The following is a 22,009-nucleotide window of genomic DNA, read 5'->3' as shown; positions in this document are numbered from 1 at the left end:
GAGTGGCTCCAGCAGTCCAGAGCACGCACATCGACTGCTACGCCACCTACACCTTCCTCTTGCACGCGCCCAAGCGCGGCAGATCGAAATCCCATTCTGATTGTGATCCGGTTCACGCAGGCCAACGCGACACGTGCTAGTATCCCCCTCTGTCATTGTCCGAAGCGTCGTCCGGCCCATATGGAGCAGGAGATGACGATCCGACTTTCGATGCGACGGCGAGTTTTGTTCGCACACCTCGGCGGGGTGGTCGCCGTAAAGGCAGTGCGCTTCGAACGCGACTATCCCATCATTATCGCCGCGGCCACCGCGCGCTGCTGGAAGCCGCGCAAACCGGCAACCATCCACGATCCGATCACTTCAACCGTTTGGATCCCGCATCCGCTGATCTGGCGGCCGGCTGCCGTCGCCAGGTGGCAGCACAATCAGAACCGATTGTTTCAAGAGAGCCACGGCCGCCGACTTTCCCGTAGCTCCTTGGCATCAGATCGAACTGGTCCGGGTGATGCCCGACTACACGAGCTGTCAGTAAGCGCACATCAGAAGAGGAGCGAGCGATGGCGCGTCAAATGCGGAGAGTTGCAGTTTCCCGCCTGGCGATCGCGGTGGTCGCGTTCGCGATATTCGTGGCATCATTTGCCAGCGCGCGGTCGCCGAAAGACAATCCCTCACAGCAATTGCAGTTGCTAGTTACAGAAGTGGGGGAGGCCGTTAAGGCAGGCGACTCCGGCAGGGGCCTCCTGCCGGCTCAGCAAGCGCTGCGACTGGCGCGCAAGGTATTCGGCAATCGAGATCCGCGGACTTTGGCCATCCTCGTCTCTCTAGCGCAACTTTACCAACTAGGCGGGCGCTCCGATGAAGCGGAGCCGCTCTTCCGGGAAGCAGCATCGCACTTCCAGGAAGCGATGCAGGCCCGCCGCAAGAAGCTGGGGCCACGCCATCCACAGACGCTGATCAGCATTGTTGGCCTCGCTCAGGTCTACCAAGCCTGGAGCCACTACAGCGAGGCGGAACCGCTCTTCAAGGAAGCGTTGCAGACCGGCCGGGAGACGCTGGGCCAGCGCCATCCACAGACGCTGATCAGCATTGACGGCCTCGCTCAGGTCTACCGATCCTTGAGCCGCTATGACGAGGCGGAACCTCTCTACCGGGAGGCGCTGAAGACGAGGCGCGAGATGCTCGGCGCCCGTCATCAGGACACCCTAGGCAGCCTTAATGCTTTAGCCTCATTTTACCGGGATCACGGTCGCTACGAGCAGGCGGAGCCGTTCTACCTGGAAGCGTTGCAGGCGAGCCGCGAGACGCTGGGCCCGCGCCATCCACAGACGCTGAATTACATCGACGCCCTCGCGCATGTGTACCAATACTGGGGTCACTGGGAGCAAGCGGAATCACTTTACCAAGAGGTGCTCCAAGCCAACCGCGAGACGCTGGGGCCTCACAACGCGAATACGCTGTCCGCCCTCGATCACATGGCTGATTTCTACGTATACGCGAGCCGCATTAAGGAAGCTGAACCGCTCTATCAGGCAGTACTGCAGGAACGCCGCAACGTCCTCGGTGCCCGTCATCCAGACACGCTGAGCAGCCTCGGGCGCCTGGCTATGCTTTACCAAACCCTGGGTCGCACCCCCGAAGCGGCGCCGCTCTTTCGGGAGGCGCTGCAGGTAAGCAGCGAGACGCTCGGGCCTCGCCATCAACAGACGGTGACAGCCCGGATTGGTCTCGGTTTTGTTTTACAATCGGAAGGCCGTTATGGTGAGGCGGAACCGCACTACCGGGAGGCGCTGCAGGCGAGCCGCGACGCGTTCGGGCCCCGTCACCTTAACACGCTGCTCAGCCTAAACCGCCTTGCTGAACTTCATATAGATCAGGGGCGCTACAGCGAGGCGGAACAGCTCTACGGTAAGGCGCTGCAGGCGAGCCGCGAGGCGTTCGGACCGCGTCACCTTAGCACGGTACTCAGCCTGAGAACCCTAGCATCTCTTTACCAAGACCAGCACCGCTACGGCGAGGCGGAGCCGCTCTTTCTGGAAGCGCTGCAGGCGAGCCGCGAGACGCTCGGTCGCCGCCATGTGGCCACCTTGGTCGATCTCCACAACCTTGCTCTGCTCTACAAGGACCAGCGCCGCTACAGCGAGGCGGAGCCGCTCTTTCTCGAAACGCTGCAGGTAAGTCGTGAGGTGCAGGGGCCGCGCCATCCCAATACCCTGAACAACCTCAAGGCACTGGCTGATCTCTACCAAGCCGAGGCTCGCTACGCGGAGGCGGACGAGCTTTTTCTGGAAGCGCTTCAGACGAGCCTCGAGGTGCTCGGGCCACGCCATCCGGGTACGCTCAGGATCCAGCTCAGTTCAGCGTTCCTTCTGGTCAATCAGGGCCGAAGAGAGGAGGCTGTGAAGAAGTTGCAGCAGATGGAGCCCCATCTACTCGGCTGGATCGGACAGGAACTCTACAGCACCGAGACCGACGCCGTCCGCCGTCGTCTCGTCTCCTCGCAAGCGCCCTTTCAGGACGCGGTGCTGAACCTGGCGATTGCAGAGAACAGTAGCGAAGCTCGCCGGGTCGCCGGCAACGTGATATTGCGCTTCAAGCTCCTGCAGAGCGAGGAAGAATCGTATTTGGCCCGTATAACTCGCGGCTCGCAGGACCCGCGGGTGCGGACGCTGGCGGGGGAGGTTGGCAAGCTGCGCGCCGCGCTTGTCACTGCGGCGCAGGCCGAGCCTGGCGTGTTCGATAAGGCGCTGCAGGCGCTGGACGCAAAGCAACGCGAGCTCGGCGAGTTCAGTCGCCTTTACAAGGACCATCTGCGTGTCCTGACAGCGAATCTCGAAGATGTGCGCGCGGCGGTTCCGCCTCGCGCCGTGCTAATCGAGTTTCGCCAATTTCGGCCGGTTGACTTCCGCACTGGGAAGCCAGACGCACCGCGGTTCGCAGCGATGCTGCTGGCCGGCTCCGACGATCCGGTGTTGGCCGATCTCGGTCCGATATCTGATATGCCTCACCCGACGACGGCGCTGACTGATGAAGCCGCGGCGACATTGTACCGGCAGCTCTTCGCGCCGTTCGAGCAACAACTTGCTTCAGCCTCTACTGTTTATGTCGCCCCCGATGGGATCCTGAATCTCGTACCGTTTGCGCAGCTCAGGCTGGCCGATGGTCGCTACTGGGGGGAGCGGCAGGAATTGCGGTTGCTGCAGAGCGGCCGAGACCTGCTGCGCGCCGATCCAGACAAGCAGGCGCGCGGGCTGGTTGCACTCGGCGGCATCGACTTCGGCGCCGCCCCTGCCGAAGCAAAGAATCCGAGCAGTGTTGTCTACACCGCAGTCAATTCGGACGCGGTCACCCGCGCCGCCGGAAGTTTCCGCGACGGCTTCGCGCAACTCGCTGCCAGCAGCGAGGAGGCGATGGGGGTCAAGGAGTGGTATCAGCGGCTGCGCAAGGACGAACCGGCCGAACTCTGGTCCGGCATGGGGGCCAGCAAGTTGCGGCTAATGGCGATGACGCCACCCCCCCGGGTGCTGCACCTCGCCACCCATGGCTTCTATCTCGCAAATGAGACGCGCGACCCGATGCTGCAATCAGGTATCGCGCTCGCGGACGCCAACCGCGGGCTCGCGGCCAAGAGCGCGGATGGGATTCTGTTCGCACTCGAAGCGCAGGGGCTCAATCTCGAAGGTAGCGAGCTGGTGGTACTCTCGGCCTGCGGTACGGCCCAGGGTAGCCTCGACTATTCGGAGGGGGTCTATGGCTTGGTGCGGGCGCTGCGGACCGCGGGTGCCCGCAAAGTGCTCGTGACGCTGTGGCCACTCAACGACGGCGAGGCGCGCGACTTCATGATCAAGTTTTACAAAACCTGGCTGACCCAGGAACGCAGTGACCCTGCCAAGGCATTACGTGACGTGCAGCTCTCCTATCTCAAGGACGACAAACTTTACGATCCGCGCATATGGGCGCCATACATCCTCATCGAGTAAGGGCTATGTCGAAAACAGCAGAGACACTGATTATCCTCAGGCTCGTTCGCTCAGCTCCATACTACCGCATTTACTACCCAACTCCGCGGTACGGGCTAATATGGGATGGCATCCGAGGAGATGTTCGGATCAAAATTCGATAGATGTTTCAGACTGAAAAGAGATCAGGCGATACGAACAGGCAGATCGTTTCCTGAATTTCAAGACCGGTGCCTTAAACCTCGGCCACCCTTCCGTTCTTTGAAGATCAGCACTTCGAGATGTCGCGGAGCTGTCTAACTGCACCAAGGGGCATTTTACTCCAGGGCCCAAGTGAGCTGAGCGTCAGCGTCTACGGAAGGGCGCCGAGTGCGAAATCGGATCGAAGTAGAGTAAAGTTTAGTTCCGATAACGGTTATTCTCGGAACTAAAGGGGGCGGGACATGTCGACGTCACTGGCTGTTCTTAAGAGCTCCGACGAGTTACCGGCGAACCTGGGTCCTGAACTGGCGACGGCGGTCGATCTCGCGAAGGCTGAAAAGGCCTTAAGTACGCGCAAGGCCTACTCTGACTTCCGACTATTTAAGGCATGGTGTGACGGAAAGGGCGCTGCGTCGCTGCCGGCGCAGGCCGACACGGTGGCCGCGTTTCTTGCGGTTGAGGTCAGCAACGGGACGAAGCCGTCAACGTTGGGACGTCGTATCGCCGCCATTCGTTACGCGCACAAGCTGGCAGGCCTGCCAACGGACTCGGAAACCGTCAAGGCGACGCTCCGAGGGATTCGGCGCACCATAGGCGTCGCGCGGACCCGGAAGACACCGGCAATCGCGGCAAGGCTGCGGGCCAAGGTTCTCTTGGCGCCTTGCGAGATAGGGCATTGCTGCTCATGGGGTTCGCTGGAGCGTTCCGGCGGAGCGAACTGGTCGCTTTGGATGTTGCGGACCTAGTCCAGGTGAAAGCTGGCTTGCTGATCCGCATAAAGAAGTCGAAGACGGATCAGGAAGGCGTGGGCGCCTCGATTGCCATCGCGCGGAGCGACGTTGCTTGTCCGGTTGAGGCGTCGCGGGCTTGGCTAGAAGCTGCCGGTATCCAGGAGGGAGCGGTCTTTCGGCCGATCAACAAGTCTGGCAGGGTCGCTCCTAGCCGACTATCGGATCGATCCGTGGCCAATATCGTGAAAGCCTATGCAAAGCGAGCGGGGCTCGATCCGGCGCTCTTTTCCGGTCATTCGCTACGCGCGGGATTTCTGACATCGGCCGCCGCCAATGGGGCTTCTATTTTCAAAATGATGGACGTTAGGCGTACCGCTGCAGCGACGAGGGCCATTGGGCGCGGTGCTTCTTGCTCCACTTTCCCCAGTTCTCCTCAATATACTTCTCGGCGCACTGTTTGAACGTCGGAAGGTCGGCCACCGCAGCCGCTGCCTTCGCCCCTTCACGCGCCGATCGCTTCGCCTGAACGATGTCGACACCAGCGCGCACCTTTTGCCGAGCTGCATCGCGCCTAATCCGGGCCTCTTTCAGCGAAACGTCGTTTAACGAGCCAAGCCCGTGCCAGCGCTCTTTCCCCTGGATCCAGTATCGGTACGACCAGTTTCGGGATTTCGCGCCAGCGACGACCAGGTAGAGACCATCGCCGTCAGGGTATTTACCCGGCGTGACCTGACGAGCGACTTCCAGCGGGTTCAGCCTTCCAGCCATTGCTCTCTCCGACGAAATCGTCCGCCAAACTCACGGAAAAAACCACGAACAGCACGGTCAATTCTGGCGAACGTCGGTGAACTAGTAAAGACACCAAGCCAGGCAACATGCTGTTTTTATTGAGTCTTCCGAACAGTGGCGAACGTGGGAGAACAGTGTAGTGGCGGAAGGGGTGACCTCATCAGACATGCGCCTGACGGTCTTAAATTGGCAGTTTTCGCACGTGACAATCACTCTGCCCGATGCCCGTTCGCTGGGGTAAAGGACCTCATTGTCGGGCGCCCAGATGTGCTTATGACCCAAACCGGGCACTGAATACTCAACGGAGGCGTTTGATAGTTCAGGTCGGATCCTGAGGGGCGACTGGTACTTCGCTTCAAATTGCCGCCCGCGGCCATGTCGAAGGTGGTGGCTGACTGTGAAGTACTTTACATCGCTGCGTTCTCGGCCCGGGCTAAGATTGGCGAGGGCTTCTTACTTAGAAGGAGGCATCCGATGCTCGCGGCAATCAAATGGAATTCCCGATACAACGCTCGCGCATGGATGATGATGGCTGGAGCTCTCGTCGTCCAACTCAGCGCACTGAATGCATTAGGACAGAGGGGCGAAAGCAAACCAAGGCTGCCACCCTGGAAACAGTTCGACGACACCCATCATTGGGACTCAACCGCGGAGGAATGGGTGCCCAACGTTGATCAGTGATCAAGAGATTAGGCGGAAATCTGCGCGTTCGACTTGCGTCGCTGGACGAACGTCGTCGGATGGACTGAGAGAGTGACTGCGCTGGCGGGTTTCAAAGCGCCTTTCGCATTGTTGACAATGCAGAACGCCGAAGTCTCGTAGAGTCAACGTCCGGTAATGGCAGCACTTTTCAGACATGGCGACCGACCCTGACAATATCCGTTTCCAGGGGAAGACCGGAAGTGATCGGCCGACGACCAAAATGACGCGATTGACCCAAACCGGAAATTGTCAAACCTGGATTGAAGAAAGGGGACAGACTGTTGTTATGCGTCAATCAAGAATCAGACGACCGGTCGTGTTCGCTGCTGCTTTCCGCTTTCTGCGTGCAACGCGGCCCACGCTCCTCGTCCGGATTGCTGGTATGCAGGTAAGTCGCGCTTTGGGAGCCAGTCGCCAAAGGCGGCTTGCGAGGCTTGATGGTCGATGGTCCCGTCGTTGAAGAGGTCCGCTGCGGTTGCGCGTATGTGAATGCTACTCAACAAATGGAGACGTTTGTTTAAGTAGATGGGCAACCAAAGGGTCGAGGTAAGAATTCTAGAAGGGCAATCGTGGAGGCATTTGCTCCGACAAAATTGTAACCTGCAACCCATCTGGGAGGAAACCATGAGGTATGATCTCAATTCATCATGCATATGTGGTTGTGTTGTGCTTGCTTTGGCAGCCCCGGCGGCCGCTATCCCGGCCGCGGCGGAAGAAGCGGGCCAATGGTTCGGTCGAGCCGTTCTGGTCACCCTGTCCAGCAAGAGCGTGAAGGTGGAAGACCGGGCTGACCATACGGTGTCGGTCACGGAATTCGACGGCGCCGTGTTCAATGCCGACGGCAAGCCCTTCCTCGACAAAGCCCGCTATCAGGTGGTTGATCTAACGGATGCTGGCACTTCCAGCGGCGGCCACAAGACCTTCACAGAGGCCGACGGATCCAAGGTCTTTGCCAAGTACGTCCTGAAAGACGCGAAGCCGAAAGAGTTCCGCGGCACCTTCGAGTTCACTGGCGGCACGGGAAAATATGCAGGGATCACGGGCCGCGGTGAGTACCACGTCGTGCAGGTCAGCGACACGGCCTTGTGGGACGAACTCCGGGGCGAGTACAAGATTCCGGCGCCGACCACGGGGAGCGCCGCGCCTCCACGGTAAACTGCGCGGCCGTCAATGCGGAAGATAAGGCGATCTTGATCGACGCAAAGCGTTAGATCGTCATCAAGGAGCCGAGAATCGTGCGCAGACACTTGAGCTTTGCCGGACATCAAAGGTGAACTAGCGTACGGGCTTTAGCGGAGGTCCGGCGCTGGCCCTTCTGCGAAGTTATGTCAAAATAAAACTATGGGTGTGAGTGATTTCACACTCGTAGGATGATTTACCGATTAATTTTTCGAAACTCAACTTGAGTGGCTCGCCCAAACGTTTACTAGTCGGGGAAGAGCGGAAGTGGTCGGCCTCCGGTCGAAACGTCGCGATTGACCCCTAACGGAATTCCGGAACCGCGCTACGGACCGGATGACCGTCGGCACCTCGTCGGGTAGACTGGTTGCCTAAGCTCCCGAACGGGAACGGGTATGCGCATGGCCCGGAAGCTCGCCGCCATCATCGCCGCCGACGTTGTCAGCTATAGCCGGCTGATGGGTGTCGACGAGGCCGAGACCTTGGCGGCGCTCAAGACGCATCGACGAGATTTGATCGACCCGAACATTGCCGAGCACCAGGGCCGCATCGTCAAGACAACTGGCGATGGCCTTCTGATCGAATTCCCGAGCGTGATCGAAGCCGTCCAATGTGCGGTCGAGGTCCAGCGCGCGATGCAGGAGCGTAATTCGGACGTGCCGGCGGACCATCGCATCGAGTTCCGCGTCGGCATCAACCTCGGTGACATCATCATTGACGGCGACGATATTTATGGCGATGGCGTTAACGTTGCGGCACGGCTCGAAGGCCTCGCCGAAGCCAATGGGATCTGCGTAAGCAGAGTCGTACACGATCAAGTGCGCGACAAGCTGGGTCTGGGCTTCGAGGATCTGGGCGAGCGGCAGCTCAAAAACATCGCCCGGCCGGTCCGCGTCTTCCGGATTGCAACACCGGATATCAGACTGCGGACGCAATCGGCAAACCCCGCACTCGCGATACCAGACAAACCGTCGATTGCCGTATTGCCTTTCACCAACATGAGCGGGGATCCAGAACAGGACTACTTTGCCGATGGAATGGTCGAGGACATCATCACGGCGCTATCTCATTTCAAGGCGCTGTTTGTCATCGCCCGCAACTCCAGCTTCACGTACAAGGGGCGCGCCGTCGACGTGAAGGTAGTCGGGCGTGAGCTTGGAGTGCGCTATGTGTTGGAAGGAAGCGTTCGCAAGGCCGCAAACCGGGTGCGCATCACGGGACAGCTTGTCGATACCGCTACTGGCGCGCATCTTTGGGCGAACCGGTTTGATGGTGGGCTCGGCGACATTTTCGATCTGCAGGACCAGGTGACGGAGAACATTGTCGGAGCGATCGCGCCGGCGGTTGAAAAAGCCGAGATCGAGCGCGCCAGACGCAAGCCGACCGAGCGTCTCGACGCCTATGATCACTACTTGCGCGGCTTAGCTAAGTCTTATCAAGATGCTAGTCAGCAAGCGTGCAGCGAGGCACTGCACCTATTCAACTGCGCGATCAAGCTCGACCCAGACTTTGCGACAGCCTACGCTCGTGCCGCCTTTTGCTATGCCAATGCCAAGGCCTTTGGCTGGATTTCACTCACACCGGAAGAGGTTGCCGAGGTATCGAGGCTCGCTCAGCGAGCGGTTGAGCTAGGTAGGGATGATGCGATCGCGCTCGCTGATAGCGGATGGGCATTGGCATATGTTGTTCGCGATCTCGATCGAGGCGCCGCTTTAATCGATCGCGCGCTTGCGCTCAATTCCAATGTGGCCGAGGCGTGGGATTGCGGTGGTTGGGTAAAGAATTGGCTCGGCGAGTACGAGCTAGCGATCAAGCGCTTCACGCGTGCCATACGCCTGAGCCCACTTGATCCGTGGGTCGCACCGATGCGAGCTGGGACTGCGCATGCACATTTCTTCCTAAGTCGCTATGACGAAGCGGCATCGTGGGCGGCAATGGCGTTGCAGGACAATCCAAACTCTCAACCTCTACTTCGTATTGGCGCTGCGAGCAATGCGATGGCGGGGCGGCTGGATCAAGCGCAGAAGGCGGTCGTGCGCCTGCGCCAACTCAATCCTACACTGCGGGTTTCCAACCTCAAAAACGTGCTGGGACCTTATCGGCGTGCCGAAGACATCTCGCGATACGAAGAAGGATTGCGGCGAGCCGGGCTCCCCGGATGATACCGCTGGAGGAAGGAAGCGCCGTCGAGCTCGTCGGATGAGCGACCGGATGTCGCCAATTGGCACCTTTCGGACCTGCCGATCCTCGCAGCGAACATCGGCTATGAGGGGTAAAGCGGAAGTGGCTCGGAAATCGCCAAACCGACGCGATTGACCCAATTCGGACTTGGTTCGCGATGGACGGTTCAAGCCGATCCGAAAATGAATTTAAGCGCTTCAGTCTGAGTTTTTGCTGTATCCTATTGGGCCTTCGAGCTCCGCAACATTTGGGAGGAGGTTAGGATGAACAAGTCCTTTGTCGCCGCCACTTTGATCGCGTTGGCAAGTTCTGCGATGGCTCAAGATGCGATGAAGGTGGTCAAGCCCGATGGGCTGACGTGGATAGAGCATCCGGTCTTCAGGGGCGTGCAAACCGCCATCTTGATCGGTGACCCAACAAAGGCCGAGACGATCGTCCAGCGGGTGAAATTCCCGCCGAATTATAAAGTTCCGCCGCACACTCATCCCTATGCCGAGGTCGTCACCGTGATGAGTGGCAGCTTTGGGAACGCCATGGGGGAAAAGTTTGATCCCTCCAAAGGCGAGATATTGAAGCCGGGCTCCGTCTTCGCGCTGCCGGCGAAGCATCCCCATTATGTTTGGACGACAAACGAAGAAACGATGGTCCAAATTGTGTTCACCGGGCCGGGGGGCATCGTGTTCATCGATCCAGCCGACGATCCGCGCAAGAAGTAAAAACGAAGCGCCGAAGCATAAAAAGAGGCCGCCTCAATCGGCGGCCTCTTTCGCCATTCCGGCACAGGCGCGATGTCGGCTGTTGGCACCTTTGAGACATGGCGACCGACTCTGACGATGTCCGTTTCAATGGGAAGACCGGAACTAGTCGGCCGAGGACCAAAATGACGCTATTGACCCCAGAGCGGAAGTCGGCCTCCACATACGTTAATTGCTAAACCAGCACCTAATCGGCTCACTTCCTACAATTAGTTCGGACAGAGCGGATGGAAAGGAACGCTGAAATGCAAGCTCTCTTTGGCACTTCCGCTCAACCAAGTACGCAACGAATATCGCTAAGATAATCGATGCAATGGCGGCGAAGTGCGGCCAACGTTCGTCACTCATTGAGCACTCCGTAGGCTGGAGGGGTGCGCTTTTTATGTTCGATTTTGCCCTGCCCAGGGATGCACCAATGTGAACATGTTCACATTTGCCTCTACTTCGCCGCCAAGCGTAGGCTGCAGATGGCAGAGACGCGGTCAGTCTCAGGGCGCGTCTGTGGGCAACCAAATTTGCCCGTCCACCGTAGGTGGATGTCGGATCCGTTTGGCGGATCGGCCTCGTTGGTCGATATACCGGCTGCGGGCAACATAGTCGATCTCGCCGCGCGACCTAGTATCTAGCGTCTTGAGCTAGGAACTCTCTGCGCGTTCAGTTTTTGAGAGGTCAGTGATGGACGAGTGCTGCGGTCTGTTCGATTACCTCGGCAAGTGCGGTTTCATTGGACCGCACAAATAGAAAACGAGAAACCACGGATCTTTGGGCGTCGGTGCTGCCATCTTGGCCGATGAGGATCAGTCCCGCTCCGCCATTTGCTACAGTCAAAATGATGGGCTCGCCGTTCCACGTTTTGATGGGCTCCATTCCGACAATGAGAAATTCACCGGCCGGTTGGTCAAAATATTGAAGCCTCAGTTGCGGAGCAACCTCTGCCGCCGCAAGTCCAAAACCCAACTGTTGGGCACGCGCGTAGATGTCAGCCTGCGACGCAGTATCGGTCTCAAAGCCGAGTTCGGCCGCCGACACCACGAAAAGCTCCACGTTTGTTTTCGTAGCGCTGAGGGTAAAGGCCGGTCGAGCGAGAATTTCCCCAGCCAAGTTTCCGATGCCGCAACCTACTGCACCCAACGCATTACTGAGGGCAAACGAATCTGCAAACATCCCTACCGTAATCGTTTTCCATACCGGAACATCGACGGCGGATCTGACTAAAATTTGCGGCATACTAGCTGAGGGAGCTTTCTTCAGCCTCAGTTGGTTCTGCAGGACATCTCGCGCCGTGCACTGAGCTCTGGCTTCGCTCGCGAATAGTAGGACGCACGCGGTGTAGAGCGTCGCAATAAAGAACGTGCCACCACAGGTGGATCGGATGCCTGGCGAGTCGATAAAGCGGTTCAATGCGACGTGGTCGACCTCGCTGCGGGTAATGCCGATATCCATTAGCTCGCTGTCCGTCAGGCGGCACAATTCGGTTTGCAGCCTCCGGCGCTTGCGCCACTCCTGAAATGCACACCAATATTTCTTGAAAAAGCTGGAGACGTGCGGCGTCGTTGCACCGTGGCTCGTATTCATTGCGGTATCTCCCGAGGATGCTTGCTTTCCACTCGGCGAATGGCGCCAAGACATCGGCGCCAACAAGCCAACTGTGGGGTCTGCTTCGCAGCGATCGCCTGCTGGGTAATCTCAATGCGCGGTACAATCGCGCTCATCACGGAAGGCAGGATAGCGGGCCAGCGACCATACTTCTTGGTCAATCATGAACAACAGCGGGCGACGACTGGTGCGCAAATTGCTTACAAGTTCTGCATATGGTAGGAGTGGTGTAGGCTGACTGGAACGGCAATGACCTGAGGGAGCCATCCGACGTGCCTAAGCGACCGGATCATCCAGCTCGATGCAGCTCGTTTCCGAGCGAGGCGTATCATGGTGAGCGCCGGATTTCGGGCATGGCGTTTGACGCCACCTTCTCCAATATTTCGCAATTCAATCGTCCGTCCGTTCTCTCGTCCGCGATGCGTCGTGCCGAAAGGGACAATAGCCATGCCACGTGACCCGATCCGCACGTGGCGCGAAGAGTACGCCCGTCGTTGGCTAGTATCGATTTCGAGCCATTGCCGGGTGCGCCGTTTCACGTCTCGGTTAGACCTGTGCTTGAAGAGCCGCGTATGGTGCGGGTATCATTGAGCCCCGGCCTCAGCTTTCGCGATGAGGACATGGTCAAGGATGGCGAAGACGCGTTTGGGCTGATGTTCACGCTAGGGAAAAATGTCGAAATCACTCATTGTGGACGCGAGCTGCGGCTCGGCCGTGGCGACGCTACGATTCTTCATGTGTGCAAGACAGGCACCGTGGGGTCGCGTGAGGAATTCGGATTTCTCAGCACGCTCATACCCGCCTCGGAACTAGAGGCGCGTGGCGCTCGCCTCGACCACGCGGTCATGCAGCGCTTGTCGCGGCAAGCCGAAGGAATGCAGCTGCTGCGCGGTTACATTCGCTCTCTTGAAAGGGCCGAGCTTACGGCTTCCGCTCACGGCCGGACGATTGTCCGCCGACACATCTTCGATCTCGCCGTCCTCGCGGCAACGGCGCACCGCGCCATCGGCGAAAGCAGCGCAAGTGCGGTCGTCGCCGCGCGGCTGACCGCCGCTCTCGATCATATCTCTTCCTGCTTCCAAGATCCTGAACTTAGCCTCGGGACAGTGGCAGGAAGCCTACGCATATCGCCACGCTACCTGCAGCGGCTGTTGGAGCAGTCGGGGACGTCGTTCGCGGCACGCGTAAGCGAACTGCGGCTGCAAAAAGCGTTCGCTCTCCTTACAAGCGAAGCTGACGGCGTGAGCCGGATTTCCGACGTCGCGTTGAATGTCGGCTTTTCCGAAATTTCGCATTTCAACCGACTGTTCCGTGCGCGCTTCGGTGATACACCAAGTGGTGTTCGCAGGAGCCCCACGAAGCTCGCTAACAATGCTGGACCGACGGCAGGCTGATTATGCCCTCACCGCCCTGGCGCGTGAACACGACGCACGCAGTCGTTTAACAATTCGTGAGGATGCCTGCTTAGCACCAAGTTTGGCCGGTAGCGATTTCCGTTGTTGGCACCCTTGAGACATGCCGACGGACGACCAGAATGTCTGTTTACCGGGTAGACCAGAAGCGATCCGCCGGCGGTCAGAATGACGCGAATTACCCGATGCGGACATCACTGCGGAGCCGGAGAGGCGAGCGGCTTTCCCTTCTCGACAACGTAAGTAGCAATCACTTTCGCGCCGTTCGAGCCAGTTTTGGCGTCGTGAATAGCACCTGGCGGAACCTGATAGCTCTCACCTGACTTTACGGCCTTGTCTGGTTGACCATCGACCATGAGCACCATCTCGCCATCAAGCATAAAGCCTGACTCAGGACCAGGATGCGAGTGGCGCCCGATATTCACGTTGGGCACGATTTCAGCCATTCCAATCACCGTCTCATAGTTCGTGCCGGGTACGTCGAACTTCTGCAGCGGTGTCCGCTTTATCGTCGCGGTTTGCTGGGTCACCACTGGCAAATTTTGCTGGGCAGCAGCGATATCGGTCATCGCGAACGTGGCTACGGCGGCGCAAAGCAAAAGCCTAACAAGCATTGTTTCCTCCTAAATCCATAATGAACAATGCCGAAAACACTATCAGACCTTCAGGTCTTTGCCATGTCTAAAACTGGCACAACTCGGACATTCCAACACCCTGTTGGACTGTCCGCTACTCGAAGTGAAGCCGACATCAGTTCTTCGATTATCGGCGAGCTTGCTTCAGGCCGCCAGTCTGTTGGAGCTGCCCGATCAACCTGCCGACCGCAAGGAAGCTTAGCGCTGCGTCCCAGGCCACCGGCAGGCGACAGGGGGACAACTATCTCGTCCGATGCCAGGGCTAAGTCCGCTTTCACACCTTTCGCGATACGTGCGGGCTGCGATTTCTACGACGCTCGGCGACTGACGCACCAATCTGCTCGCCTGGATATCCGAAAATACTCGCAACCGGCAGGATGGCTTGTCTGACGATTACGGACTCATTTGATATTCCATCCCATGTCCGCAACCAGAATACTTTGGGGCCAGGTCGCCCTGATCTTGACTATCGTGCTGATCACGATGTGGGCCGCGACGCAGTGGACAGCATGGCGGCTCGGCTTTCAACTCCAACTCGGGCAGCCCTGGTTTGAGCTCGCGCCGGGCGTTCCCATCTATCTGCCTCCGGCCTTCTTCTGGTGGTGGTACGCCTATGATGCCTATGCACCTGGAGTGTTCGTTGAAGGGGCATGCGTCGCAGCCTCCGGCGGAATCATGTCGATCGTCGTTGCTTTTGCGATGTCGGTCTGGCGGGCTGAGGCGGAGACGGCGGCCACATACGGTTCTGCGCGTTGGGCGGACCTGACTGACATTCGAGGTGCCGGCCTCGCCGGGGCAGACGGCGTGATTCTCGGGCGTCTGGCGGGACAATATCTCCGGCATGATGGACCGGAGCATGTGCTGTGTTTCGCGCCGACCAGATCCGGCAAGGGTGTCGGCCTTGTTGTCCCCACGCTCCTGACTTGGCCGGGAAGCTGCATCGTTCATGACATCAAGGGTGAAAACTGGACCCTGACGTCCAGCTTTCGGGCCCGGCACGGCCGGGTGCTGTTGTTTGATCCAACCAACTCAAGGAGCGCAGCTTACAACCCTCTCTTGGAAGTGAGGCGAGGAGAGTGGGAAGTTCGTGACGTGCAAAATGTCGCCGATGTGCTGGTCGATCCCGAAGGGTCGCTGGAACGGCGCAATCACTGGGAGAAGACCAGCCACGCGCTGTTGGTCGGAGCCATTCTTCACGTTCTGTATGCGGAGCAAGACAAGACGCTGGCCGGCGTTGCGGGTTTCCTGTCCGATCCGAAACGGCCAATCGAAACCACGCTCCGCGCGATGATGACCACGCGGCACCTCGGTGAAGCCGGGACCCATCCAGTGATCGCGTCCGCGGCGAGAGAGCTATTGAACAAGAGCGAGAACGAACGGTCAGGCGTGCTTTCGACCGCGATGTCTTTCCTCGGCCTCTACCGCGACCCTGTTGTTGCCGAGGTGACGCGTTGCTGTGATTGGTGCATCCGCGATCTCGTTGAAGACGGCCGGCCGACGACGCTCTATCTCGTTGTACCTCCATCCGATATCAGCCGCACCAAGCCGCTGGTGCGGTTGATACTCAACCAGATCGGTCGCCGTCTCACCGAGGAACTCCAGGCCAAGGACCGCCGGCATCGATTGCTGCTCATGCTCGACGAGTTTCCGGCGCTGGGAAGGCTTGATTTCTTTGAGTCGGCGCTCGCCTTCATGGCGGGCTATGGGCTCAAGAGTTTCCTTATTGCGCAGTCGCTCAATCAGATCGAAAGAGCATACGGGCCGAATAACGCGATCCTCGATAATTGTCATGTGCGCGTTTCCTTTGCGACCAATGACGAGCGTACGGCCAAGCGGGTTTCGGATGCGCTTGGGACTGCCACGGAATTAAGGGCGATGAAGAACTATGCCGGTCACAGGCTTAGCCCGTGGCTCGGCCATCTCATGGTTTCGCGACAGGAGACCGCGCGGCCATTGCTAACGCCCGGCGAGGTGATGCAGCTTCCGCCCGAGGACGAACTGGTGCTGGTTTCCGGCGTGCCACCGATCCGCGCCAAGAAGGCGAGGTATTTTGAGGATCCACGTTTGACCGAGCGCGTGCTACCACCGCCAAACTCAAGCTCTTTCGACCGCGACGGTAGGACAGCGACAGACGATTGGAGCCGGCAGCCAGCTCCGCCGAATTCAAATGTTGCCGAGCCGGTAAGCTTGTCGGGTGCTCGGCAATCTACCGCAAACTCCGGCATTCGCCGCGAGCCGGAGCTTCCCGAGCATGAAAATATCGCGCCGGAGGCCTTGAAGCCTCCACCGGAGTTCGACTTCACGGAAGACGAGGGCGACAGTGACGCCATACGGGCGCGTGTGCTGCGCATGAACGTTCCCGGTCTGGCGCGTCAGGCCGCGATGGATCCAGGCGACGGCCTCGACCTCTAGGAGAGATAATGCGAACCAAGCACACGTTTCGTTTGCCTCCGGACCTTGCGGGCCAGCTCGCCGATCATGCCAGCCGCAAGAGAGTACCTCAGGCGCTCATCGTCGAAACTGCGCTGGCCTCATTCCTGTCGCCGGATAATTCGGAGCGGATGGAGGCGGCGCTCGGCCGTCGCCTTGACCGGCTGACCCGGCACGTCGAGCGGCTGGAGCGTCATATCACCATTTCAAATGAAGCGCTGGCCTTGTTCGTGCGGTTCTGGCTGACGGCGACGCCGCCGCTGCCTGATACGGCGCAGCCCGCTGCGCAGGCCAAGGGCCGGGAGCGGTATGAGGGGTTTGTCGAAGCCCTCGGGCGCCGGCTGGCCAGGGGCCAGACCCTGGCCCAGGAGATCTCGCTCGACATCGATCCGGCGCAAACGTCGCCAACCGTTCCTCATAAGTGATCCCGCCATCTTTTCTTTTGCTACGCCACGGCACGCCGACTGATTTGAGCTTGTTGCACGAGCGCATAACCTGCCTTTTCTACTGATCCCCACCGCCGAGCTCATATCTCGGCGACCTTTGGGGGCAAGCGTGGCAGTTCATTCCTTTCAGTCCGAGGCGGTCTCGCGTGGTGCACGCATGTTGCGCACCGCGCTCGGACCGACGATAGCGGCCTGGCTCGAAGACGCTGGGATCGTCGAGGTCATGCTCAATCCCGATGGCCGGCTCTGGGTCGATCGGTTGTCGGGGGGCATGACAGATACCGGCGAGCATCTCGCCGCAGCCGACGGCGAGCGCATCGTGCGGCTCGTTGCCCATCACGTCGGCGCTGAGGTTCATCCGGCAAGTCCCCGCGTCTCGGCCGAGTTGCCCGAGACGGGAGAGCGTTTTGAGGGGTTGCTGCCGCCCGTGGTGACCGCTCCAGCCTTTGCCATTCGCAAGCCGGCGGTGGCCGTCTTCACGCTCGACGACTATGTCGCCGCCGGCATCCTGACAGTCGCTCAGGCTGAAGGGCTGCGGAACGCTGTCCGGGACCGTCAAAGCATCCTCGTGGCCGGCGGTACTTCGACCGGCAAGACCACGCTGACTAATGCGCTGCTGGCCGAGATTGCAAAAACTGCAGATCGCGTCGTGCTGATCGAGGATACGCGCGAACTCCAATGCAAGTCGGCTAACCTCGTGGCGCTGCGCACCAAGGATGGTGTCGCCTCGCTGTCCGACCTCGTGCGCTCCTCGCTCCGGCTACGCCCCGACCGAATCCCGATCGGTGAGGTGCGAGGGGCCGAGGCGCTCGACCTTCTCAAGGCCTGGGGCACCGGCCATCCCGGTGGCGTCGGCACCATTCACGCCGGCACGGCGCTTGGCGCCCTTCGCCGCCTCGAACAGCTTATCCAGGAAGCCGTCATCACTGTGCCGCGCGCGCTGATCGCGGAGACCATCGACGTGATTACGGTTCTCTCCGGCCGCGGCGCAGACCGTCGGCTGACAGAACTCGCGCGTGTCGATGGCCTGACGACCGAGGGCGACTACCTCATTTCACCCGCAGGAGACCCATCATGAACGGCGTCACATTGAGAAGCGGGATGATAGTTGTCGCGGTAGCTCTCAGCTCCGTGGCGATCTCGCCCACTGCAGAGGCCGCCGGCTCCAACATGCCGTGGGAGCAGCCGCTTAACCAGATCCTGCAGTCGGTCGAGGGGCCCGTCGCCAAGATTCTGGCCGTGATCATCATCATCGTCACGGGCCTTACGCTCGCCTTCGGCGACACTTCGGGCGGTTTTCGGCGCCTGATCCAGATCGTTTTCGGTCTGTCGATCGCGTTCGCAGCCTCGAGCTTCTTCCTGGCATTTTTCTCATTCGGCGGCGGAGTGCTGATCTGATGGACGGGCCGGTTGAAGGTTTTGCAATTCCGGTGCACCGCGCGCTGACCGAACCGATCCTGCTCGGCGGCGCGCCGCGTGCGATCGCCATCGTCAACGGCACCGTTGCCGCGGCGCTCGGTCTCGGCCTGCGGCTTTGGATTGCCGGTCTTCTGCTCTTGGCCATCGGCCATGCCGCCGCCGTCTGGGCCGCGAAGCGCGATCCGCTCTTTGTCGAGACTGCAAGACGCCATCTGCGCATCCCCACCCATCTGAATGTGTGAGCAACTGATGATGAATCTTTCCGAATACCGCCGCTCCACTACACGTCTTGCGGATTTCCTGCCATGGGCCGCACTGGTCGACGAAGGCATCGTCCTCAACAAGGACGGATCGTTTCAGAGGACCGCGCGTTTTCGCGGGCCCGATCTTGATTCCTCTGTTCCAGCAGAACTTGTTGCGGTTGCCGGCCGCCTCAATAACGCCTTGAGGCGCCTCGGATCCGGCTGGGCGGTGTTTGTTGAAGCGCAGAGGTATTCATCGAACGCCTATCCACCGAGCAGTTGTCCAGACGTGGCATCGGCCCTGGTCGATGCCGAACGCCGGGCGCAATTCGAGGAAGAGGGAGCTCACTACGAGTCAGCCTATTTCCTCACCTTCCTGTATCTGCCGCCGGCCGAGGATGCGGCGCGCGCCGAGCGCCTCCTTTATGAGGGACCTGAGCGCGGGGAGGCTGCCGGCGCCCACCAGGTATTGCGCGGCTTTGTCGATCGGACCGACCGCGTGCTGCAACTGGTCGAAGGGTTTATGCCGGAGTGCCGATGGCTCGATGACGGCGAGACCCTGACGTACCTGCATGCTTGCGTCTCGACCAAGATACATCGCGTTCGCGTTCCCGAGATTCCCATGTATCTCGATGCGCTGTTGGCAGACGAGCCCCTGACGGGTGGGCTTGAGCCAATGCTAGGCGGCCAACACCTGCGGGTGCTCACGATTGTCGGGTTCCCGACGGCAACCACGCCGGGGATCCTGGACGATCTCAATCGGCTTGCCTTCCCCTATCGTTGGTCGACCCGAGCGATCATGCTCGACAAGGGAGACGCGACGAAGGTCCTGACCCGGATCAGGCGGCACTGGTTCGCCAAGCGGAAATCCGTCGCCACAATCCTCAAGGAGGTGATGACCAACGAAGCGTCCTCCCTGATCGACAATGATGCTGGCAACAAGGCTATCGACGCCGACGCCGCCTTGCAGGAACTCGGTTCGGATCTGGTTGGCGAAGCCTTTGTCACCGCCACGATCACGGTCTGGGACGAGAATCCGCGCATCGCGGACGAACGGTTGCGCTTGGTCGAGAAGGTCATTCAGGGACGCGACTTCACTTGCATGGTGGAGACCATCAATGCCGTCGATGCCTGGCTGGGCTCGTTGCCCGGCCACGTCTATGCCAACGTCCGCCAGCCCCCGGTTTCGACCCTGAACATCGCCCATATGATCCCGTTGTCCGCAGTTTGGGCAGGGCCGGCGAGGGACGCGCATCTCGGCGCGCCGCCGCTGTTCTTTGCACGCACGGAAGGATCCACGCCGTTTCGTTTTTCCCTCCACGTCGGGGACGTCGGGCACGCGCTGGTGGTCGGTCCGACCGGTGCAGGCAAGTCCGTGCTGCTTGCGCTGATGGCGCTGCAGTTCCGCCGCTATCCAAGCTCCCAGATCTTTGCCTTCGATTTCGGCGGGTCGATCAGGGCTGCGGCGCTCGCCATGAAGGGCGATTGGCACGATCTTGGCGGTGCGCTGTCCGATAGCGCCTCCGAACCGGTCGCCCTGCAGCCGCTAGCCATGATTGACGATGCGGCCGAGCGCGGCTGGGCGGCGGAATGGATCGCAGCCATTCTCGCCCGCGAAAAGATCGACATGACGCCCGAAGCCAAGGAGCATCTTTGGTCGGCGCTGTCTTCGCTGGCTTCTGCGCCCGCGGGCGAACGAACGCTGACCGGTTTGTCCGTGCTGCTGCAGTCCCAGGGCCTGAAAAGGGCTCTTCAACCCTACTGCCTCGGTGGCCCCTTTGGGCGGCCGCTCGATGCCGAAGCGGAGCAACGCGGTTCGGCCTCGGTCCAGGTGTTCGAGACCGAAGGCCTGATCGGCACCGGAGCCGCACCGGCGGTGCTCGCCTATCTCTTCCATCGCATCGAAGGCCAGCTCGACGGAAGGCCGACGCTGCTCATCATCGATGAAGGTTGGCTTGCGCTCGATGACGCAGGGTTTGCGGGGCAGATCCGCGAATGGCTGAAGACATTGCGGAAGAAGAACGCTTCCGTCATCTTTGCCACCCAGTCGCTCTCGGACATCGACGGGTCCGCGATTGCGCCCGCCATCATCGAGAGCTGCCCGACGCGGCTGTTCCTGCCGAACGAACGGGCGATCGAGCCCCAGATCTCGGCGATCTATCGGCGCTTCGGCCTCAACGACCGGCAGATCGAGATCCTGGCGCGCGCCACGCCAAAGCGGGACTATTACTGCCAGTCCCGGCGCGGCAATCGTCTGTTCGAACTCGGTCTTGAAGAGTTCGCGCTCGCCTTTACGGCCGCTTCATCAAAGTCCGATCAGGCGATGATCGAGCGCGTGCTGGCCGAACATGGCCGTGAGGGGTTTGTCACCGGCTGGCTCGCCGCACGTGGGCTGGGTTGGGCCGCCGATCTCATACCCGGTCTCATCAAGCAGGAAGGCTTGTCATGAAGCGCCTCCCGTACCTCGCCGCCGCGAGCGCCATAACCATTGCCGTCGCGTGCGTAGTTTCGCCCGCGTCGGCCCAACTGATCGTGTTCGATCCCAACAATTACGCACAAAACGTGCTCACGGCAGCACGTGAGCTGCAGCAGATCAATAACCAGATCACCTCGCTGCAGAACCAGGCGCAGATGCTGATCAATCAGGCCAAAAATCTCGCCAGCCTGCCGTATTCTTCCCTGCAGCAGCTCGAGCAGTCGATCCAGCGAACCCAGGAGCTGCTCGCCGAGGCCCAGCGCATTGCCTACGATGTCAAGCAGGTCGATCGAGCGTTCTCGACAACCTATGCGCCCGTCTCGACGAACGCGTCAGATCAGGCGCTGATCGCGAATGCGCAAACGCGCTGGCAAAATTCTGTGGTCGGCCTGCAGGACGCCTTGCGCATTCAGGCGACCGTGGTTGGGAATCTCGACACCCACCGCAAAGAGATGTCAGCCCTCGTCAGCTCAAGCCAGGGCGCGACCGGCGCGCTACAGGCCAACCAGGCCGGCAATCAGCTCCTTGGCTTGCAGGCGCAACAGCTCGCCGACCTTACGGCAGCAGTTGCCGCGCAGGGGCGGGCGCAAAATCTCGAAACGGCCCAGCGTACCACCGCGCAGGATCAGGGCAGGGAGCAGCTTCGTCGCTTTCTCGCACCCGGTCGAGGCTATCAGCCTGCAATAGTTCGGATGTTTCACCAATGAGCGGACGTGGTGGATTCAAGCGGGGGGTGTTTGTGATAACGGCAGTTGCCGTCCCCATGCTGGTTGTCGCAGCCTGTACGATCGAGCTCCGCGGCGACAGCGACGGTCCACCGGCTAGATCGTCGGCATCCCGGGCAACGAGTCCGCTTGGC

Annotated in this window: 17 protein-coding genes; 14 read left to right on the top strand and 3 right to left on the bottom strand. The window is 60.1% G+C overall.

All coding sequences use genetic code 11. The features are described from left to right. The first annotated feature begins 557 nt into the window (after window positions 1-557). Window positions 558-3,977, top strand: coding sequence for a CHAT domain-containing protein (locus tag GWE18_RS15260; RefSeq protein ID WP_275186526.1), 3,420 nt, complete (start codon window positions 558-560; stop codon window positions 3,975-3,977). 422 nt (window positions 3,978-4,399) lie between these two features. Further along, window positions 4,400-4,903 (top strand): hypothetical protein, encoded by a 504-nt coding sequence (locus tag GWE18_RS15255; protein ID WP_275186525.1) that lies wholly within the window; start codon window positions 4,400-4,402, stop codon window positions 4,901-4,903. 348 nt (window positions 4,904-5,251) lie between these two features. Here the strand turns inward: GWE18_RS15255 and GWE18_RS15250 are convergent, their stop codons facing one another. Next, entirely contained in the window at window positions 5,252-5,656 is a 405-nt protein-coding gene (locus GWE18_RS15250) for an Arm DNA-binding domain-containing protein (protein WP_275186524.1), read from the bottom strand. A gap of 495 nt (window positions 5,657-6,151) precedes the next feature. On the opposite strand from GWE18_RS15250, the gene GWE18_RS15245 reads away from it, so the two are divergent. From GWE18_RS15245 to GWE18_RS15230, 4 genes are all read left to right on the top strand, one after another. After that, window positions 6,152-6,358, top strand: coding sequence for a hypothetical protein (locus GWE18_RS15245; protein WP_275186523.1), 207 nt, complete (start codon window positions 6,152-6,154; stop codon window positions 6,356-6,358). A 645-nt stretch (window positions 6,359-7,003) separates the two neighbouring features. Further along, window positions 7,004-7,534 (top strand): hypothetical protein, encoded by a 531-nt coding sequence (locus GWE18_RS15240; RefSeq protein ID WP_275186522.1) that lies wholly within the window; start codon window positions 7,004-7,006, stop codon window positions 7,532-7,534. A gap of 425 nt (window positions 7,535-7,959) precedes the next feature. Further along, the gene (locus tag GWE18_RS15235; RefSeq protein ID WP_275186521.1) at window positions 7,960-9,720 is read left to right on the top strand and encodes an adenylate/guanylate cyclase domain-containing protein; all 1,761 of its coding nucleotides are present in this window, start codon (window positions 7,960-7,962) and stop codon (window positions 9,718-9,720) included. 282 nt (window positions 9,721-10,002) lie between these two features. Continuing rightward, entirely contained in the window at window positions 10,003-10,455 is a 453-nt protein-coding gene (locus tag GWE18_RS15230) for a cupin domain-containing protein (protein WP_057853859.1), read from the top strand. A gap of 708 nt (window positions 10,456-11,163) precedes the next feature. Here the strand turns inward: GWE18_RS15230 and GWE18_RS15225 are convergent. Next, window positions 11,164-12,069 carry a DUF1127 domain-containing protein gene (locus GWE18_RS15225; protein WP_275186520.1) on the bottom strand — a complete coding sequence of 302 codons (906 nt, stop codon included), beginning with the start codon at window positions 12,067-12,069 and terminating at the stop codon, window positions 11,164-11,166. A gap of 515 nt (window positions 12,070-12,584) precedes the next feature. On the opposite strand from GWE18_RS15225, the gene GWE18_RS15220 reads away from it, so the two are divergent. After that, on the top strand, window positions 12,585-13,484 hold the full coding sequence (locus GWE18_RS15220) for an AraC family transcriptional regulator (protein WP_275186519.1): 900 nt from the start codon (window positions 12,585-12,587) through the stop codon (window positions 13,482-13,484). Window positions 13,485-13,696: 212 nt separating this feature from the next. Here the strand turns inward: GWE18_RS15220 and GWE18_RS15215 are convergent, their stop codons facing one another. Beyond that, window positions 13,697-14,116 carry a cupin domain-containing protein gene (locus GWE18_RS15215; RefSeq protein WP_275186518.1) on the bottom strand — a complete coding sequence of 140 codons (420 nt, stop codon included), beginning with the start codon at window positions 14,114-14,116 and terminating at the stop codon, window positions 13,697-13,699. 441 nt (window positions 14,117-14,557) lie between these two features. Here GWE18_RS15215 and GWE18_RS15210 point away from each other — a divergent pair, with 441 nt between their 5' ends. From GWE18_RS15210 to trbJ, 7 genes are all read left to right on the top strand, one after another. After that, window positions 14,558-16,549: a conjugal transfer protein TraG gene (locus tag GWE18_RS15210; RefSeq protein WP_275186517.1), complete on the top strand. Its 1,992-nt coding sequence runs from the start codon at window positions 14,558-14,560 to the stop codon at window positions 16,547-16,549. Between the two features lie 8 nt (window positions 16,550-16,557). Beyond that, window positions 16,558-16,992 carry a CopG family transcriptional regulator gene (locus GWE18_RS15205; RefSeq protein ID WP_275186516.1) on the top strand — a complete coding sequence of 145 codons (435 nt, stop codon included), beginning with the start codon at window positions 16,558-16,560 and terminating at the stop codon, window positions 16,990-16,992. A gap of 130 nt (window positions 16,993-17,122) precedes the next feature. After that, on the top strand, window positions 17,123-18,091 hold the full coding sequence (gene trbB / locus GWE18_RS15200; protein ID WP_275186515.1) for a P-type conjugative transfer ATPase TrbB: 969 nt from the start codon (window positions 17,123-17,125) through the stop codon (window positions 18,089-18,091). Window positions 18,092-18,114: 23 nt separating this feature from the next. Continuing rightward, window positions 18,115-18,411: a TrbC/VirB2 family protein gene (locus GWE18_RS15195; protein ID WP_275186589.1), complete on the top strand. Its 297-nt coding sequence runs from the start codon at window positions 18,115-18,117 to the stop codon at window positions 18,409-18,411. Continuing rightward, window positions 18,411-18,674: a VirB3 family type IV secretion system protein gene (locus GWE18_RS15190; RefSeq protein ID WP_275186514.1), complete on the top strand. Its 264-nt coding sequence runs from the start codon at window positions 18,411-18,413 to the stop codon at window positions 18,672-18,674. Before GWE18_RS15195 ends, GWE18_RS15190 begins: the two co-directional genes overlap by 1 nt. A gap of 7 nt (window positions 18,675-18,681) precedes the next feature. Beyond that, entirely contained in the window at window positions 18,682-21,123 is a 2,442-nt protein-coding gene (trbE, locus tag GWE18_RS15185; RefSeq protein WP_275186513.1) for a conjugal transfer protein TrbE, read from the top strand. Beyond that, complete coding sequence (gene trbJ / locus GWE18_RS15180) at window positions 21,120-21,857, top strand: P-type conjugative transfer protein TrbJ (RefSeq protein ID WP_275186512.1); 738 nt, start codon at window positions 21,120-21,122, stop codon at window positions 21,855-21,857. The genes trbE and trbJ overlap by 4 nt, the downstream gene beginning before the upstream one ends. The last annotated feature ends 152 nt before the right edge of the window (window positions 21,858-22,009 follow it).

Source organism: Bradyrhizobium sp. CSA112 (assembly GCF_029051645.1).
In the GTDB taxonomy this organism is placed as follows: domain Bacteria; phylum Pseudomonadota; class Alphaproteobacteria; order Rhizobiales; family Xanthobacteraceae; genus Bradyrhizobium.
The sequence above is the reverse complement of the archived record's forward strand: the minus strand, read 5'-3'. Positions and strand labels throughout refer to the sequence as shown.